The following is a 16,553-nucleotide window of genomic DNA, read 5'->3' on the forward strand; positions in this document are numbered from 1 at the left end:
TGTTCACCCGTAGAGGTGAAAGGCGATGACCGCTACCGTCCTCGAAAGTAGAATCGGAGGTGTGACCGTCACCGGACGGGCGCACGACCTGAGCGCGTGGTTCGCCCTCGCGCTGCGGCTGATGTGATCTTCGGCGTGCTAACCCGCCTCGCGGCGTTCTGGGGCGCGTTCGTGATGCTCCTGTTCTACTTCGGAAACTGGAGCGTCGAACACGGGCCGATCAACGGCGATTTCGCCTACATGCTGGTGTTCCTCACGGTCGCCGCCCTGGGCGCGGGTCGCATCCTCGGCCTCGACGCGCTCGTAGGGCGGTACGAGATCGACGGCGAGCCGCTCGTCGAAAAGCACCCGCTCCTGGACTACGTTCTCGGTTGAGCCGAACCGGGGGGAGTCCGACTCCTCCCGGTCACTCGCTCCGGTAACGCTCGACGAGTTCCGCAAGTACGTGCTTTTCCCGCACGCCGACGATCCGCTCGACGGGGTCGCCGTCGGCGAACAGCACGAGCGTCGGCACGCTCCGCACCCCGTACTGCGCGGCCAGGTCTCGCCGCGCGTCGATGTTCACCTTCGCGACCGCCGCGGGGGTGTCCCGCGCGATCTCCGCGACGATCGGTTCGAGCATCTTGCACGGGCCGCACCAGTCGGCGTAGAAGTCCGCGAGCACGACATCGTGATCGTCGAGTAGTTCGGTCAGGTGATCGGCGCTCCGGACGGGGATCGGCTCGCGGGTCGCCTCGTGCTCGGTTCGCTCCCGCAGGCGAGCCTCCAGCTCCTCGCGCTTGCGACGTCGGATCTCATCCAGTTCGTCCGCGTCGGTCATGGGATCGGATACGGACGAGCGCCTCTTAGCCCCGCCGATTCGATCGATTCGGTCGATCAGTCCGCGTACAGCGAGTAGGTGATGACGGCGAAGCCGAGGAGCGTCAACACGGCGTCGACGAGGACGCTCGCGTCCAGCGGAATGTGCAACACCTGGTGGGTGAGGCCGCCGACGAACGCGCCGAGAGTGACGATGCCGAATCCGATCGCGAGCGCGCGCAGCGCCCTCGCGCCGGTTCGTCGGTAGGCCTTCCAGCTGAAGTACGTGATGAGCCCCCCGAGCACCAGGATGCCGGTCTTCACGGCGATGATGGCCGTGGTGACGAGGGTCGCGGACTCGTGGACCATCTACGTCTCCCTCCTGACTTCGGACCAGAGCTCGGCCAGCCGCTCGTCCGGGCCACGCTCGCGCGGTTCGACGGTCACTTCGAGGTCCCGCTCGTCCGTCAGCGCCACCACGACCGACTGGAAGCCGAGTTCGTACCGCGTCGTGTGGTGACCGTCGCTTCGGATCTCCGTCCGCTCGGCGAGCAGCGACGCGTCCGTCAGCAGGTCGAGTTTCCGGTAGGTCGTCGACAGAGGGATGTCGCATTGCTCCGAGAGTTCGCTTGCCGTCATTGGTTCCGAGAGGCTCTTTATTATCGTTCGGGCGGCCGGATCGTCGAGCGCACTGACGACGGTTTCCAGATCCACCCCGTCGCGTGCGTGCCGGTCGCGCACCATCATCCGATACCAGTCGGTCCCCCGATATAAGTTCACGCGATACGCCGCTCAGTCGCGGTCGTACGCGCCCCGCTTTCGGAGTTCGCCCGCCCGCCGGAGCACCGACGGCGTCCGACAGACCCCCGGCGCGCCCGTCACCTGCGGGACCGTGCAGTTGTTGCAGCTCTCGCAGACGGCGCTCGCCCCCGCCGACGACGCGGCGAGCAGGCGCGCGGGGAGCCGCGGCTCGGCGTAGAACGGACGGGCCATGCCGACCATGTCGCAGGCGGCGTCCGCCTCCCCGCCCGCGCCGAGCAGGCGGTCGATCCGGCGGCGCGTCCTGATGCCCCCCTCCGCGAGAACCGGTACGTCGACCGCTCGCCGGACCGCTCGGCAGAGGTCGGCGTTCCAGGCGGGTTCGAACCCGTACCGGAACGACTCGATCCAGTTGCCGAACGCGACGAGCCGCGCGCGCCACCGGCTTCCGAACGCCTCGGCGTACCCGGCGCGGAACCCCTCGTCGCGCCACGCCCGCGCCGGGTAGGCCCCGCGGACGACGCTCATGTCCCAGAACACCGACGTCCGCACGGGAACCAGCGCGTCGTAGCCGATCTCGTCGAGCCGCCGGCAGATCCGGACGGCGTCGGCCGCGGAGAGCCGCCGTCGGACGAACGGCGGGGCCTCCGTCTCGGCGGGCACCTTCGTCGTCAGCGGCGCGTCGCCGGCGCGGTCGTGGACCTCGTCGCGGACGACCTCCAGAAAGCGGACGCCGTCGGCGAACTCGTCCGTCCGGCGGTTGTAGAACGGCGAGAGGAACTGCTGGACGACGCCCATGTTCGCGCCGGCCAGGTGGACGACGTCGTACCCGGCGTCGACGGCGCGCGCCGCGGCGCGGCCGAAGTCGGCGGCGAGGCCGTACACCTCCTCGGTCGACAGGACGCGCGGGCGGTACGAGAGGAACCCCGCGCGGTCGAGGAGGCGAAGGAACGCGGGCGGCCGCGACACGGCGAGCTGTTCGAGCGCCGGGTGCGCGGCGCGGTAGCCCGCGTGCCACGTCTCCATGCTCCGGAGGCCGCCGTGCTCCAGCTGGACGGCGATGGTCGACCCGTGCTCGTGGATCCGGTCGGTCAGCCGCGAGAGCCGGGCCACGAAATCGGGGTCGTGGACGCGCGTCATGTTCGGCGCGGCGCAGCCCCCCTCGCCGCGGACGATCGTCGCCCCCTGGCAGACGAGCCCCGCGCCGGCCGCCGCGGCGGGTTCGAGGTCGGCGATCAGCGCGTCGACCGCGCCCTCGCCGTTGCCGGCGCACTCGAGCAGCGGCGCGCGGTAGAGCCGGTTCGGGATCCGCACCCCGCCGATCTCGATCGGGTCCGCGAGTCGCGTCATGGGCGACCATGGCGGCCGAGGGACAAAGGTTCTCGTGCGTCGACGGTCCGCTTGGGAGGGTGTGCGGGCGGTGGTGGACGAGCGCCATATTCGATGAACTACATTTTGATATACCGAATCTGAGTCGATCGAGAAACTCTCAAACTTCCTCTGCGCACAGTGAACGCCGCCCCGCGGCAGACAACGAGAGCGGACGCGTGTTCGAGTGCCGAAACGATATGTGGATTCGAATCCAACAGCGAGTCACGTGCGAAGTGACGCTACGACCTCCCGTGGCGGTTACGTGACCCGGCGGGTCCTGATAGAGAATATCGGTTTCGGGGCTCTCGGGTTGCTCTACGCCCGACTAGTTCTCAGCGGTACGTCCGCGTCTCTGGCCGCGGTCAGAGACGAACTATCGTCGGTCCTGCTCGGAGCTCTTTTCGCCGCCCTCCTTTTTTCGGTTCTCGAACTGTCCGAATTCGGTACGAACGTCCAGAATATCCTCCGGAACTCGGCGCTCGTCACCGCGTCAGTTATCGTAGGGTTGCTCGTCGTCGTTGTCGTCCCCCTCGTGACGCACCTCGCGGACGGTATCCACGTCGAGGCGGCAGTCGCGTGGTTGATCGGCTTCTCGTCGGCGATGCCCGTCGTCTCTACCCTCTTTTATTTACGGTAAAGGGGTACACGAATCCCCGTCGTCCGCTCACCGGAATCTCGCGCGCCGCATTCGAACCGCGCAGGAGCTGACCCTGTCCCGAACTCGGCGTTTCGCTCCTCTCGATACCGCACTGGGTCGGCTCACGCCGGTCCACTCGACGATCGAACCCGTTCGAGACCGTCGAACACCGTCCGCAGGCGCGATTCGAGCGGCCCGGCCTTGTCGAGCTGCGCGCGGATCGTCGCGGCGTTCTGCACGTACCGACCCTCCGAGAGGTCCTCGTCTGCGTTTCGGAGGAGCTCCTCGACGGTCTCGGGCGAGGATTCGAGGTGGAACTGGAGGCCGACGACCCGGTCGTCGAAGACGAACGCCTGGTTCGGACAGGCGTCGGTTCCGGCCGCGCGCGTCGCGCCCGCCGGCAGGTCGAACGTCTCGCCGTGCCAGTGGAACGCGTCGTACTCGTCGCCCAGGGGGGCAAACGGCGGCAGGTCGGCCGCTTCCGGCGTTGCCTCGACCGGGAGCCAGCCGATCTCGCGGCGCTCGGCCTCGTACACCTCGGCCCCGAGAACCTCGGCGATCAGCTGCGATCCGAGACAGATCCCCACGACCGTCTTCCCGGCGTCGATCGCGTCCCGCACGAGCGCCTTCTCGTCGGCGAGCCAGGGGTACTCGGCCTCGTCGCGGACGCTCATCGGCCCGCCCAGGACGATCAGCCAGTCGAAGTCGGCAACCGATGGGAGGGAGTCGCCGTCGAACAGGCGCGTCCGGGTCAGTTCGTGACCGCGGTCGACCGCCCAGCGCTCGATCGTCCCCGGCCCTTCGAACGAGACGTGCTGGACGCAGCGGACCCGGAGCGTCACCAGTCCCCCTCTTTCATGTAGGGATAGCTCCAGAGGGCGACCTGGAGCGTGACCGACTTGAACCACGCGTGGTACATCTCGTCGACCTCCCCGGGCGAGTGATCCCCCGCTTCGAGGAACTCGCGGATCGTCGCCGTGATCGGATAGACGAACGCGATCACGTACCGGAGGTCGATGTTCGGCACGGAGTCGACCCGGTCGGTTTGGTTCTTTTTCGTCCGGCGGTGCCTGCGGCCGATCTCGAACTGGTAGTTCAGCCAGTCCTGATCGTACGGGGCGTCACACGTGTCGCGGATCCACTGGCCGAAGCGCTCGCGCACCCGGTCGAGGTACTCCTCGTCGGGCTCGCCGGCGGGCCCGGCGAAGTAGCGGAGAAGGAATTCGTGGTCGGCGACGAAGCCGTACCAGAGGTCGAGGATCTCGTCGATCTGCGGTTCGAGGACTTCGCCCGCCCGCCGGAGCGCGCGCTCGTCGGCCTCCGTGAACATGACCGTCCGCTTCAGCCGCTCGAACTCGTCCGCGTCGATCGGCGCTTCGGGGACGGACTCGTCGCCGTACGTGTATCCCGGCAGTTGTTGGTCCGCCATGGCGTATCACCTACCTCACCGTACGCGGGTCGGCGCGGTAAAGCTGGTAGTAATGTTGAACTTAGTAGCTCCACTACGGTGAACCAACTACGCGCATGGGAACGACAGACGCGGAGTGGGGTGGGATCTGGGAGGTGCTCGGCTGTAAGTGGACGTTCCACATCCTGCGGTTCCTCTCGACGCGCCCCGCCCAGTTCAATCAGATCAAAAACGCGATCGAGGGGCTGCCGGCGAGCACGCTCTCGACCCGGCTGAAGAGCTTACGGGAGGAAAACCTCGTCTCGCGGTCGGTGGCGGACTCGACGCCGCCGACCGTCACCTACGCGCTCACCGAGAAGGGCGAAGAGCTTGCCGAGATAATCGCCCGGATCGAGGAGCTCGAACGGCGGTACGAGTGATCGACTACCGACGCGCCCGCTCGTGTTCGAGAAGCCGCCGCTTCAGCGCCACCCCCTCCTCGCCGCCCGCCGAGTACCCGCCGAGCGAGTTCGCCCCGACGATCCGGTGGCACGGGACGACGATCGGAACGGGGTTCCGCCCGCACGCCTGCCCCACCGCGACCGGCGCCGTGTCCAGTTCCGCGGCCACCTCGCCGTAGGTGCGAGTCTCACCGTACGGAATGCGGCGCATGCGCGCCATCACCCGTCCGGTCAGCCCGCCGGGGGCCGCGACGGCGAGATCGAAGTCCGTCCGTTCGCCCCGCTCGTACGCGGTAATCTGCCGACGGATCGCCTCCGGCGGTTCCTCGACGACCGATTCGTCGATCTCCACCTCGGTTCCGAGTATCTCGACGAGCATCGTATCACGCCGACTTTTTCGCGGAGTCGCGCGCCCGCGCGTCGTCGTACGCGTGCCAGACGTAGAGGCAGGCGACGCTCCGGTAGGGCCGCCACGCCTTCGCGCGTTCGACCATCTCCTCGCGGCTCATCCCCTCCCCGTAGAGGTGCCGCATCCCGTTCCGGATGCCGAGGTCCTCGACCGGGAACACGTCCTCACGGCCGAGTCCGAACATGAGGAACGTCTTCGCGGTCCACGCGCCCACGCCGCGGATCGCGGTCAGTTCGTCGACGACCTCCTCGTCGGTCATCCCTTCGAACGTCGCGCGCGTCAGCCCCCGATCGCGGAAGGCGCGGGCCGCGTTCCGCACGTACTCAATCTTCTGTCCGGACAGCCCGGCCTCCCGGAGCGATTCGTCGTCCGCCCGGATGAGGGACTCGGGGGTGATCTCGTGGCGGGCGAACAGCCGCTCGCGGATCGAGCTCGCGGCGGCGGTCGACAGCTGCTGGTTGACGATCGAGACGACGAGCCGTTCGAACGGCTCGTCGGCCGCCGAGAGTTCGAGCGGACCGTGAGCCTCGACGATCTCGGCGAGCACCGGATCGTTTCGGAGAGGTTGCATTGATCGGGGATAGAGAGGCCCGACGGCGTCAAAAACGTGCGCCAAGCGGGGCGGAAGTGAACTAGCGACGAACGTCGGAGGCCTCGTTCGTCCCACCCCTGACCGACGGTGACGGTGGGAAGGGAGTTCCCGACCAGCGCTGGGAATGGACAGTGCCGGGAATGGATGTCCCCGACCTCGACGGTTGGTTCAGGCGGTTTCCTCCGCAACTCGCCCGATAATCTCGTACTCCTCGCCGCTGTACGCGATGAACCGGACGTCTTCGAGCGAGCGCGGCTCGAAGTCGCGGATCTCCTCGCAGATGAGGCGCGCGCCCTCTTCCAGCGGGAACCCGGCGACCCCGCAGCCGAGCGCCGGGAGGACGAGCGACCGGCAGCCGCGCTCGTCGGCGGCCGCGAGCGCGCTGCGGGTCGCCTCGCGGATGCTCTCCTCGGTCGCCTGCCCGTCGCCGTAGTGCGGCATGGCCGCGGCGTGGACGACGTATTCCGCGTCGAGCTCGTAGGCGTCCGTGACGGCCGCCTCGCCGAGATCGACCGGACCCTTCTCCATCGCCTCCTCGTTTATCGGCCCGCCCGCCGCGCGGCGGAGCGCGCCCGCGACCCCCGAGCCCATCCGGAGGCTCGTTCCCGCGGCGTTGACGAGCGCGTCGGCCTCCTGTTCGGCGATGTCTCCCTGGATCACCGTGAATTTCATATCGCGGTATTCGCTTTCAAAGCAAAAAAGCGTGGATGATCGATACGCCGCGGCGGCGGAAAACGGTCGGCGAATCGGCTGTCGGGCTCAGGCGTCCGCGCGGCGCTTCACCGGGCGTCGTCGTCCTCGCTCGCCGGGTCGTGGCGCTCGTACCACGCCGTGATCTGTTCAAGCCGGTGGATCGCCCGCTCCGGCGTCCCGATGTCGTGGTGCTCGTCCGGGTAGACGACGAGCTTCGCGTCCACCCCCTGCTTTCTGGCGCTGACGTACAGCTGCTCGGACTGCGACGGCGGGCAGCGCCAGTCGCGCCCGCCGGCCATCACCAGAAGCGGCGTCCGGACGTTCCCGACGTCGGTGATGCTGGAGGACGCGTCGAACGCTCCCTGGTTCTCCCACGGCAGGCCGTACTCGTTTTCGGTCCAGACGTGGCTGTCGTCGGTGCCGAACGCCGAGCGGAGGTCGTAGATCCCGTGCTCCGGCGCGGCCGCCGCGAGCGCGTCCGTCTGCGTGACCAGATACCCCTGCGCGATGCCGCCGTAGGAGAAGCCGTAGCCGAACACCCGATCGGGATCGGCCCACCCGCGATCGACCGCGCTTTCGATCCCCGCGACGACGTCCTCGACCTCGACCGTCCCCCAGCGGCCGCGGAGCGTCTCCGCGAACTCGCGGCCGTACGACGAGCCGCCCCGGTAGTTCGGCCGAAAGATCACGTACCCCCGGCTGACCAGGGCGGCGTGCGAGAAGTCGAACACGGGCTCGTCGTAGGATATCGGCCCGCCGTGGATGGCGACGACGAGCGGACGGGGTACGGGATCGTCCGGGTCGAACTCCGGCGGGTGATAGAGGAGGCCGTCGATCTCCCAGCCCGAACTCTCGTAGCTGAACCGCCGGCACGCGGGCATCGCGCACTCGTTGGTAAAATCGTCGTTGACGGCCGTGAGCCGCCGGAGCGACGGCGGTTCCGCCTCGGCGTCGAGGTCCGCGGCGTCGACCGCGAAGGCGTCGTGGCCGTCGGTCGGGTGCGAGAACGTCGTCGCGGCCGTCCCGCCGCGGAGGTCGAACCCCTGCATCGCGCGGTCGTCCCCCTGCGCCTCGAAGACGCGGTCGACCGAGCCGTCGACCCCGACGCGGATCAGCCGCGTCCGACCCTCGTCGGCGGCGAGCGCGTACAGGGTCTCGTCGTCTTCCCACACCGGCCGCGCGCTCCAGGCGAGCGTCCGATCGAGGTCCGCCGTCAGCGACTCGTACCCGGCCCCGTCGTGGAGGTACACCTGCGCGGGGATGCACCAGTTCTCGGGGTCGCGCCCGACGAACGCGAGGCGGGTGCCGTCGGGCGACCACCGGGGGAAGCCGACGGCCAGGTCCGAATCGGTCAGCTTCGTCAGGTCGCTCCCGTCGGGGCGGATCGCGTACAGGTCCCGGACGAGCGTGTCGTCCGGATTCTCGGTCCGACAGGACGTGAAGGCGATCCGCCCGTCCGCTCCCCACGAGGGGTCCATCCCCGAGAGGGGTTCGAACGCGCCGCCGCCGTACGCGTCGTCGAGGCGCGTCTCCTCCCCGGAGTCGAGGTCGACGACGAACAGGTACGCCGTGACCGCGTCGAGCCACCCCGCGCCGTCGAGCTTGTGCTGCAGGCGCTCCGTCTCGATCGGGCCGCCGTCGCGGCGCTCCTTCAGGTACTCGCGCTCCTCGTCGGTCGGGTCGCGGGCCGCGATCGCGATCCGCTCGCCGTCCGGACCCCAGTCGAACTCGCTCACGCCCTCCTCGCGGTCCGTCACCTGGCGGGCGTCGCCGCCCAGATCGAGGTCGAACAGCCAGACCTGCGCCTTCGGCTCGTCGCCGTCGCCGCCGTCGCCTCCGTTTTCGCTCCCGTTCTCGTCCTCTTCACCGTTCCGGTCCTCGTCGCCGTTCTCGCCCTCCTTTCGGTCGCTTCGGTCCTCGTCGTCCCCCGCCTCCGCCTCGTCCGTCTCCCGACCGACCCGCCGCTCCGTGTCCTCCTCGCGGGCGGCGAGGAAGGCGAGGCGGTCCCCGTCGGGGCTCCACCTGGGGCTGCTCGCGCCCGGAAGCCGGGTCAGCCGGTGCGGCTCGCGCCCCCCGTCGGTCGGGACGACGAACAGCGACGGGACGAACTCGTCCTCGTCGGGGTCGGCCTCGGCGGCGCAGAAGGCGAGGCGCCCGCCGTCCGGCGAGAGGGCGATCTCGGTGATGCGAGTGAGGTCGCAGAGGGCGTCGAGCGGAATCGGCTCCGTCATGCGTCGTACCTGTCCACGCCGCGTGATATACGTTGTCGGTCCGAACGGCTCATGTGGTCGGACCGACTGGCGTCCGTATGGACGATCGGATCCCCGCGGGGCGGCTGGCCGACGTCGCCGTCGCGGCCGCCCGGACCGGGGGGACGTTCCTCGCCGGGGAGTTCAGAAACGGCGAGGTCGACGCCGAGTACGGCACCGACGACGTGAAGGCCGCGGTCGACCGGGAGGCGGAGCGGCGCGTCGTGGCGGCGATCCGCGACGCGTTCCCGGAGCACGCGTTTCACGGCGAGGAGTCCGGGCGAAACGGCGACCACGAGTACACCTGGGTCATCGACCCACTCGACGGGACGAACAACTTCGCCAGCGGGCTCCCCTCTTTCGCGACCGCCGTGGCCGCGCTCCGGGACGGCGAACCGGCGGCGAGCGCGATCTACGAGCCGCTGCCGGACACGACGTACCGCGCCGAGGCCGGCGGCGGCGCGACCGCGAACGGATCTCCGATCTCGGCGGCCAACGACCTGCCGCTCGACCGCGGGACGGTGTCGCTCGTCGTCGGCCTCCGGGCGGTGCGCGATCCCGACCGTCGAACCGAGGCGGAACGCATCGAGGCGGCGCTCTCGGCGCGGTGCAAGCGGGTGATCCAGACCTGGTCGCCCTGCGTCGACTGGGGGCTCGTCGCCCGCGGCTCGCTGGAGGGGATCGTCTGTTTCCACCCGGACGTCTACGAGCAGTACGCGGGCGAACTCCTCGCCGCCGAAGCGGGGATCGAATCCGAGTCGCGGGACGGGCTCTACGTCGGGGCCGGCAACCCCGAAACGCTCGCGGTGCTCCGGGACGCGGTCGATTCCGCCGCCGCGGGAGCGACCGAGTCGGCCGAACCGACCTGAGCGGCGCGTTCAGCGCCGCCGCCGCCAGAGCACGATCGCCCCGGCCGCCGGCAGCCCGAACGCCAGCGCGTAGGGCGCGGCGTAGGCCGCGGCGACGACCGCCGCCCGGAGGACGACGCCGACACCCTCGACGGACGCGAGGAACGCCTCGACGACGCCCGTGTCGTACCACCGCGCCCCCGCCGCGAACGTCTCGGGATCCGGGGCCGATTCGGCCAGACGGACCGTTATCGTCGAGTAGGCGACGCGATCCGCCAGCGACCGCCGTTGCGCCTCCAGCCGCTCGATCTCGGACTGCACGTCCGAGAGCTCGCGCCCCACCGCGAGCACGTCCTCGGTCTCGTTCGCCCGCTCGTACAGGTCCCGCAGGCGGTCGCGTTCGGCCCGCAGGTTCGAGAGCCTGGCCTCCAGGTCGACGACGCGATCGGTCACGTCCTCGGTCGCCGTCCGCGACGACTCGACCTCGCCCTCTGCGGCGACGCCCTCGACGGTCGCGGTGAAGTTCGCCTTCGGCACCCTGAGAACGATCGTCCCCGTGGTCCAGGTGGCGTTCTCGCGCTCGTGGACCCGGCGCGTCGAGTTGTTCACGTACCCCCCGCGATCGCGGACGAGGGCGGTCAGGTTCGCCCGGGACGACTCGTAGTTCTCGACCCGAAGCCGGATTTCGCCGGTTCGGATCCGCTCCTGTCGGGCGACCTGGGCGGCGAGGTTCCGGTCGCCGTCGGACGCGTCGCCGCTCTCGGCTCCGTCCGCGCCGGTCGCTGCGTCGCCGCTCTGCGTCGATCCGGACGATCCGAAGCCGCCCCCGTCGTCGACGCCGCCCATCCCCGAACACCCCGCCAGCACCGCGAGGAGCGAGAGCGCCAGGGCGGCCGCCGCGCTCGTTTTCGGACGCATGCCGTCGTATCCCGCGGGACCGGGATAACGGCTCGCTAATGTCAAAGAGCGATTTGAGCCTTCTCGGGGCACCCGCGGAAATGCTCAGGCCGACCGCCGGGAGCGGTCCGGGCAACAGCGGAAAGTGCGTCCCGCGCGTACCGGGGCGTATGCTCGACCGCCCCCTGCTGTCCGTGACCTGGCGGGACAACCTCTTCGCCCACTGGCGGGTCGATCCGGAGCGAGTCCGGCAGCGCCTCCCGGCCGGCCTCGACGCGGCGACGCACGACGGGAGCGCCTGGCTCAGCGTCGTGGCCCTCGTCATGGCCGACCTGCGCCCGTACGGCCTCCCGGCGTCCGTCGGCCGGTCGTTCGCGCAGGTCAACCTCCGGACGTACGTCGAACCGCGCGCCGGCGGCGAGCGGGGGCTGTACTTCTTCAGCCTCGACGCGAGCGATCCGATCGGCGTCCCCGCCGCCCGGGCGCTGCTCTCCCTCCCGTACCGCCGCGCGAAAACCCGCGCGGTCCGGCGCGGACAAACGGTTCGGTTCGAGAGCCGACGGACTCGGTCCGACCCGCCGCCGGCGCGCTTCGCCGCCGCCTACCGGCCGACGGGCGAGGCGTTCGAGGCCGACGCCGACCCGGACGAGGCGTTCCTCGCGGAGAACTACGCGTCGTACGTCGACCGCGGGGACCGACTGTACCGGTTTTCGGTCCGCCACGACCCCTGGCGGCTTCGGCCGGTGGAGCTCGACGTGCGCGCGAACACCCTCTTCGAGGCGAGCGGGTTCGAACCGCCGTCCGACGAACCGATCGCCCACTACGGCACTCGGAGAAGCGTGGACGCCGGATGGTTCGCCCGAGTCGACTGACCCGAGACTGACTTCGACCGACTCGGTACCGCTCCCGAGAGTACGGAGCGTTCCCCCCGCGGAACGTATATTACATCGGATATTTTTATCCGTGAACCCGTCGTACCGACGCCCGATGACAGCCGACGACCGCCCCGCCGACCGTCGACGCGGTGACGGATCGCGGCGGGACGCGCCGCTGACGATCGAACTCGGATTGGAATCCGGCCGCATCAGGATCCGCCGGACGACGCCGCTCGGGGCGTACACCGAATCGATCGATCGCTGATCGGATCGCGCCGCTCACCGGAGGGTTTCTTCCGCCGCAATCGCCCCAACCGACCGCGCTCCCCGCCCCCGATTTCGGGCGACCGCGGTTGCGGGATACTTATACCGCCGCGCGGAAACGGACACGTATGAATCGGTATCGGCGCGGGGCCGACGGTCGGCCGCGGCGGTTCCAGAGGGGCCGATGAACCGATTGCACCCGCGCATTCGGGTGCTCTGGGCGCTCAGGGCGGTTCTCACGGCGGCGATACTCGGCGGGGCCTCCTGGCTCGGCAGCCGGTTCGCCGTCGACGCGCCCCGGTGGATCCCCGCCGCGGTCTTCGCCGTCGCCCTCCTCGCGGGCGTCGCCCTGGCCCTCCTCCGGTACCGGCTGTGGGGGTACGAGGTGCGCGAAGACTCGCTCTACCTCGAACGGGGCGTGTTCACGCGCGTCCGGACCGTCGTCCCGTTCGTCCGCATCCAGCACGTCGACTCCGCCCGCGGCCCGGTCGAACGGCTCGTCGGCCTCGCGAGCACGGTCGTCTACACGGCCGGCTCCCGCGGCGCCGACGTGAAGATCCCGGGGCTGACCCCCGAGGGATCCGACGAGCTACAGGAGCGGCTGAAGCGACTGGCCATCCGAGCCGAGGGCGACGACGCCGTATGAGGCTCTCGCCGCTGTCGGTCCCGTACCGGGTCGTCGAGAAGGGCGCGAGCGTCGTCTTCACCGCCGCGTTCCTCCTCTTTTCCGGCGCGGCGTCGTTCACCGGGGGAATCGTCGGGCCGCTCGTCGTGGCCGGACTCCTCGGGGCGTTCCTGCTCGCGCTCGTCGGCTACGAGGTCGCCTACTACCGGCGGTACGAGTACGAACTCACGGCGGACAGCCTCGACATCCGCTCGGGCGTCCTCTCCCGTCGGAACCGCGAGATCCCGCTCCGGCGGATCCAGAACGTGGACATCGAGCGCAACGTCGTCCAGCGGGTCCTCGGGATCGCGGCCGTCAGCCTCGAAACGGCCGGGGGGAGCGAGACCGAGGCGGTCATCCGGTTCGTGCCGTTCGCCGAGGCGAAGCGACTCCAGCGGGAGATCAGCCGGCTGAAGCGGGGCGTCTCGGCGGAGGACGCGGACGAAGGGGGGCCGCCGGCGGAGGAGCTCTTCGCGCTCTCCCCCCGCGAACTCGCGCTGGTCGGGCTGCTGTCGTTCGACCTCCGGATCCCCGGGGCCCTGTTCTTCCTCGCGTCGGGGTCCGTTCCGGTCGTCTCGTCGTTCGTCGAGTTCGGCTCGCAGCTGGCGCTCGTCGCCGTCGGCGGGGTCGCGTTCCTCCTCGCCGTCGCCCTCGTCTCGTGGTTCGTCGGCGCGGCGGTCGCGGTCGCCAACTACTACGACTTCCGGCTGACGCGGACGTCCGACGAGCTGCAGTACGAGCGCGGCCTCCTCCGGCGGTACGACGGATCGATCCCGCTGGACAAGCTGCAGACGCTCGCGATCGAGGACAACCCGCTCAAGCGCCGGTTCGACTACGCGACGCTCGCGATCGAGACCGCGGGCTACGGGCCGGGGCAGGGCGGCGAGTACGGCTCGCAGGCGGCGGTTCCGCTCGCCCGGCGCGGGCGGGTCGTCCGCCTCGCGAACGCGCTCGAACCGTTCGGCGAGCCGTCGTTCGAGCGCCCGCCGAAGCGCGTCCGCCGGCGGTACGCCGTCCGCTACCTCATCGTTCTCGGAGTCGCGACCGGGGCGTTCTACGCGATCGACGCCGCGCTCGGCGCCGGCTTCCCCTGGTACCTCGTCGCGGTCGCCCTCCCGCTCGTCCCCGTCGCCGCCCACTACAAGTGGAAACACCGCGGCTACTGGCTCGGCGAGAACCACCTCGTCACGCGTAACGGCTTCTGGAGGCGCGAGACGAAGATCGTCCCGTACTACCGGATCCAGACGGTGATCGACGCCCGGACGCTCTTCCAGCGCCGCTGGCGCGTGGCGACCGTCACCGCTGACACGGCGGGGTCGCTCTCCCTCGGGGACAAAGACGCCGCGGCGGTCGACGTCGACGAGGCGCTGGCCGACGAACTGCGCGCGGAACTGGAACGGCGGCTGCACGCCGCGCTCGCCCGGAAGCGGCGCGGGGGTTTCGCCTTCGGGAACGTCGAGTCGGTCGAAAAATAGCGGTCGCCGCGGTCCTCGTTCGACGGTCGTCGGGCCGAGGACCCGCGATCCGCCACTACTCCCGCGCGCCCTCGACCGCTTCGGTGAACCGCCGCGCCGTCTCGGTGATCTCGTCGAACGCGCCGGACTCGGCCGCCTCGTCGTCGACGAGCGCGCTGCCCGCGCCGACGACGTCCGCGCCGGCCTCGATGAAGTCGGCGGCGTTGTCGAGGCCCACGCCGCCGGTCGGCATGATCGGCACCTGCGGGAGCGGCCCCTTGATGCTCTTGACGTGGCCCGGCCCGCCGGTCGACGCCGGGAACACTTTCACCATGTCCGCGCCGGCCTCGTACCCGCGGAGCGCCTCCGTCGGCGTGAACACGCCGGGGGCGACGACCGTCCCGTACCGGTTACACGTCTCGACGACGCCCTCGTCCAGCGTGGGCGAGACGACGAACTCGGCCCCGGCGAGGAGCGCGCTCCGCGCGGTCGCGCCGTCGAGGACGGTCCCCGCGCCGACGATCACCTCCTCGCCGAACGACCCCGCCACCTCCCCGATCATGTCCATCGCGCCCGGCGTGTCGGCGGTGATCTCGATGGCGGTGACGCCGCCGTCCCGCAGGGCCTCCGCGACCTCGATGACGAGGTCCGCGTCCGCGCCGCGGAGCACGGCGACGACGCCGCTGTCGACGATTCGCTGCACGTCCCGGTGTCTGTCTACCGCCGGCATTCTACCCGAACGTGCACGCGGGACGCTAATAAATGCCCGCGACCCGCCGCTCGAATCCGGCCGCGGCCGACGCGCGAGTCGCGCATCGGGTCGTGTGAACGTCCCGTACCGCACGGCGGCGTGCGCTTCGCACGGCGGCGCGCCGTGCGAACTGGGCCCGTGGTTCGGTGCGACAGGGTCAAATACGGTCCGGAACCTAACCTCGGGTAAGCGACCCTGGTAGCTATCCGGAAATCTATCTGGATATCTCTCTAGATGTCCGAGGGGTCCCGGAAGCGAGGGGCCGCGTGCCATGAACTCCGAACTCGATTACGAACGACTGTACGAAGACGTGAGCCCGTCCGTCGTCTCGATCTACGTCGGTCAGCGGGGCCCCGGCGTCGGCTCGGGGTCCGGGTTCGTCTACGACGCCGAGCACGTCGTGACGAACAGCCACGTGGTCGGTCCCGCGACGGAGGTGGAGATCCGCTTCAGCGACGGCCAGTGGCGGCTCGGAACCGTCGTCGGCACCGACGTGTACACGGACCTCGCGGCCGTCCGCGTCGACGACCTGCCGGCGGACGCGGCCCCGCTCCCCGTCGCGAGCGAGAGCCCGCGGCCCGGTCGCCGGGTCGCCGCGCTCGGCAACCCGCTCGGCCTCGACGGCTCTATCACCGCCGGCATCGTCTCCGGGTCGAACCGCTCGATGCCGACCTCGAACGGCTTCGCCATCCCGGACGTGGTCCAGACGGACGCGCCGATCAACCCGGGCAACAGCGGCGGGCCGCTCGTCGCGCTCCGAGAGCCGCCGGCGGCCCACGAGGCCCCGGAGACCCCGGAGGACGCGGACGGTGAACGACGGACCGACGAACGCCGGGACGGCGAGCGGGCTCCCGATCCGGACCCGGAGCACCCGGTTTACGAGGTCGTGGGCGTCAACCGCGCCCGCCAGGGCGACAACATCGGCTTCGCCGTCTCGCCGGCGATCGTCTCGCGGGTCGTCCCGGCGCTGATCTCCGAGGGTCGGTACCGCCACTCGTACCTCCGGGCGCGCACGCTCGACGTGACCCCCACGATCGCCGAAGCCAACGGTCTCGACGAGCCGCGGGGCGTGCTCGTCGTCGACGTGCGAGCGGGCCCGGCGGGGGGCGACGTCCTCCGCGGGTCGACCCACGCGCGGACGGTCCGCGGCCGGGAGATCCCGGTCGGCGGCGACGTGATCGTCGGCATCAACGGCCAGGAGCTGCACTCCCACGAGGAGCTGATGGGCTTTCTGATCACCGAGACGCGGCCCGGCGAGCCCGTCGAGATCGACGTGATCCGCGACTCGCGACCGCGGACGCTCCGGGTCGTCCTCGGCGAGCGGCCCGCCCCGGACGGTCAGCGCCCCGCCCCGGACGGTCGCGGCCGTCAGCCCGGCGGCCGGGGCGGCGGCGACCGCATCCCCATCGACTGAGCGGCGGCCGCGACGCCGGACGGCGAGGGC

At 70.4% G+C, this 16,553-nt stretch carries 20 protein-coding genes and 1 pseudogene; 9 read left to right on the forward strand and 12 right to left on the reverse strand.

The window, feature by feature from the left end; genetic code table 11:
* Positions 1-25: 25 nt before the first annotated feature.
* Positions 26-375: pseudogene (locus tag CNO20_RS12385) on the forward strand (hypothetical protein).
* 31 nt (positions 376-406) lie between these two features.
* Here the strand turns inward: CNO20_RS12385 and trxA are convergent.
* Genes trxA through CNO20_RS12405 form a run of 4 tightly spaced genes read right to left on the reverse strand, consistent with a single transcriptional unit; the run spans position 407 to position 2,907 of the window.
* On the reverse strand, positions 407-820 hold the full coding sequence (gene trxA / locus CNO20_RS12390) for a thioredoxin (protein ID WP_101296436.1): 414 nt from the start codon (positions 818-820) through the stop codon (positions 407-409).
* A gap of 56 nt (positions 821-876) precedes the next feature.
* A complete protein-coding gene (locus CNO20_RS12395) occupies positions 877-1,167 on the reverse strand; it encodes a DUF7521 family protein (RefSeq protein ID WP_101296437.1) in 291 nt (96 codons plus the stop codon).
* Entirely contained in the window at positions 1,168-1,542 is a 375-nt protein-coding gene (locus CNO20_RS12400) for a transcriptional regulator (RefSeq protein WP_101296438.1), read from the reverse strand.
* A 48-nt stretch (positions 1,543-1,590) separates the two neighbouring features.
* Entirely contained in the window at positions 1,591-2,907 is a 1,317-nt protein-coding gene (locus CNO20_RS12405; protein WP_101296439.1) for an oxidoreductase, read from the reverse strand.
* Between the two features lie 283 nt (positions 2,908-3,190).
* Between CNO20_RS12405 and CNO20_RS12410 the strand changes: the two genes are divergently transcribed.
* Entirely contained in the window at positions 3,191-3,565 is a 375-nt protein-coding gene (locus CNO20_RS12410; RefSeq protein ID WP_143423205.1) for a hypothetical protein, read from the forward strand.
* Between the two features lie 122 nt (positions 3,566-3,687).
* Here the strand turns inward: CNO20_RS12410 and CNO20_RS12415 are convergent, their stop codons facing one another.
* Positions 3,688-4,407 carry a type 1 glutamine amidotransferase gene (locus CNO20_RS12415; protein WP_101296441.1) on the reverse strand — a complete coding sequence of 240 codons (720 nt, stop codon included), beginning with the start codon at positions 4,405-4,407 and terminating at the stop codon, positions 3,688-3,690.
* The gene (locus CNO20_RS12420; protein WP_101296442.1) at positions 4,404-4,994 is read right to left on the reverse strand and encodes a protoglobin domain-containing protein; all 591 of its coding nucleotides are present in this window, start codon (positions 4,992-4,994) and stop codon (positions 4,404-4,406) included. The genes CNO20_RS12415 and CNO20_RS12420 overlap by 4 nt, the downstream gene beginning before the upstream one ends.
* Before the next feature lie 95 nt (positions 4,995-5,089).
* Here CNO20_RS12420 and CNO20_RS12425 point away from each other — a divergent pair, with 95 nt between their 5' ends.
* Positions 5,090-5,392, forward strand: a complete 303-nt coding sequence (locus tag CNO20_RS12425) for a winged helix-turn-helix transcriptional regulator (protein ID WP_101296443.1) — start codon at positions 5,090-5,092, stop codon at positions 5,390-5,392.
* Positions 5,393-5,396: 4 nt separating this feature from the next.
* On the opposite strand, the gene CNO20_RS12430 is transcribed toward CNO20_RS12425, so the two are convergent.
* The 4 genes from CNO20_RS12430 to CNO20_RS12445 form a co-directional block, all read right to left on the reverse strand.
* Complete coding sequence (locus CNO20_RS12430) at positions 5,397-5,792, reverse strand: methylated-DNA--[protein]-cysteine S-methyltransferase (RefSeq protein ID WP_101296444.1); 396 nt, start codon at positions 5,790-5,792, stop codon at positions 5,397-5,399.
* Between the two features lie 4 nt (positions 5,793-5,796).
* A complete protein-coding gene (locus CNO20_RS12435; protein WP_101296445.1) occupies positions 5,797-6,393 on the reverse strand; it encodes a DNA-3-methyladenine glycosylase family protein in 597 nt (198 codons plus the stop codon).
* Between the two features lie 189 nt (positions 6,394-6,582).
* A complete protein-coding gene (locus CNO20_RS12440) occupies positions 6,583-7,086 on the reverse strand; it encodes a macro domain-containing protein (protein ID WP_101296446.1) in 504 nt (167 codons plus the stop codon).
* A 107-nt stretch (positions 7,087-7,193) separates the two neighbouring features.
* Positions 7,194-9,338: a S9 family peptidase gene (locus CNO20_RS12445; RefSeq protein WP_101296447.1), complete on the reverse strand. Its 2,145-nt coding sequence runs from the start codon at positions 9,336-9,338 to the stop codon at positions 7,194-7,196.
* A gap of 77 nt (positions 9,339-9,415) precedes the next feature.
* On the opposite strand from CNO20_RS12445, the gene CNO20_RS12450 reads away from it, so the two are divergent.
* Positions 9,416-10,225 carry an inositol monophosphatase family protein gene (locus CNO20_RS12450; protein ID WP_101296448.1) on the forward strand — a complete coding sequence of 270 codons (810 nt, stop codon included), beginning with the start codon at positions 9,416-9,418 and terminating at the stop codon, positions 10,223-10,225.
* 9 nt (positions 10,226-10,234) lie between these two features.
* Here CNO20_RS12450 and CNO20_RS12455 read toward each other — a convergent pair whose 3' ends face one another.
* Positions 10,235-11,122 carry a DUF4349 domain-containing protein gene (locus CNO20_RS12455; RefSeq protein WP_101296449.1) on the reverse strand — a complete coding sequence of 296 codons (888 nt, stop codon included), beginning with the start codon at positions 11,120-11,122 and terminating at the stop codon, positions 10,235-10,237.
* A gap of 149 nt (positions 11,123-11,271) precedes the next feature.
* Between CNO20_RS12455 and CNO20_RS12460 the strand changes: the two genes are divergently transcribed.
* The 4 genes from CNO20_RS12460 (at position 11,272) to CNO20_RS12470 (ending at position 14,379) form a co-directional block, all read left to right on the forward strand.
* Positions 11,272-11,973: a YqjF family protein gene (locus tag CNO20_RS12460; RefSeq protein ID WP_101296450.1), complete on the forward strand. Its 702-nt coding sequence runs from the start codon at positions 11,272-11,274 to the stop codon at positions 11,971-11,973.
* A 115-nt stretch (positions 11,974-12,088) separates the two neighbouring features.
* The gene (locus CNO20_RS23400) at positions 12,089-12,241 is read left to right on the forward strand and encodes a hypothetical protein (RefSeq protein WP_199174840.1); all 153 of its coding nucleotides are present in this window, start codon (positions 12,089-12,091) and stop codon (positions 12,239-12,241) included.
* Positions 12,242-12,424: 183 nt separating this feature from the next.
* Positions 12,425-12,886 carry a PH domain-containing protein gene (locus tag CNO20_RS12465; RefSeq protein ID WP_101296451.1) on the forward strand — a complete coding sequence of 154 codons (462 nt, stop codon included), beginning with the start codon at positions 12,425-12,427 and terminating at the stop codon, positions 12,884-12,886.
* Complete coding sequence (locus CNO20_RS12470; RefSeq protein WP_101296452.1) at positions 12,883-14,379, forward strand: PH domain-containing protein; 1,497 nt, start codon at positions 12,883-12,885, stop codon at positions 14,377-14,379. The genes CNO20_RS12465 and CNO20_RS12470 overlap by 4 nt, the downstream gene beginning before the upstream one ends.
* A gap of 55 nt (positions 14,380-14,434) precedes the next feature.
* On the opposite strand, the gene CNO20_RS12475 is transcribed toward CNO20_RS12470, so the two are convergent.
* Positions 14,435-15,088, reverse strand: coding sequence for a bifunctional 4-hydroxy-2-oxoglutarate aldolase/2-dehydro-3-deoxy-phosphogluconate aldolase (locus tag CNO20_RS12475; RefSeq protein ID WP_101296453.1), 654 nt, complete (start codon positions 15,086-15,088; stop codon positions 14,435-14,437).
* 292 nt (positions 15,089-15,380) lie between these two features.
* Here CNO20_RS12475 and CNO20_RS12480 point away from each other — a divergent pair, with 292 nt between their 5' ends.
* On the forward strand, positions 15,381-16,523 hold the full coding sequence (locus CNO20_RS12480; RefSeq protein WP_101296454.1) for a S1C family serine protease: 1,143 nt from the start codon (positions 15,381-15,383) through the stop codon (positions 16,521-16,523).
* Positions 16,524-16,553 lie beyond the last annotated feature (30 nt).

Source organism: Halegenticoccus soli, assembly GCF_002844195.1.
GTDB lineage: Archaea > Halobacteriota > Halobacteria > Halobacteriales > Haloferacaceae > Halegenticoccus > Halegenticoccus soli.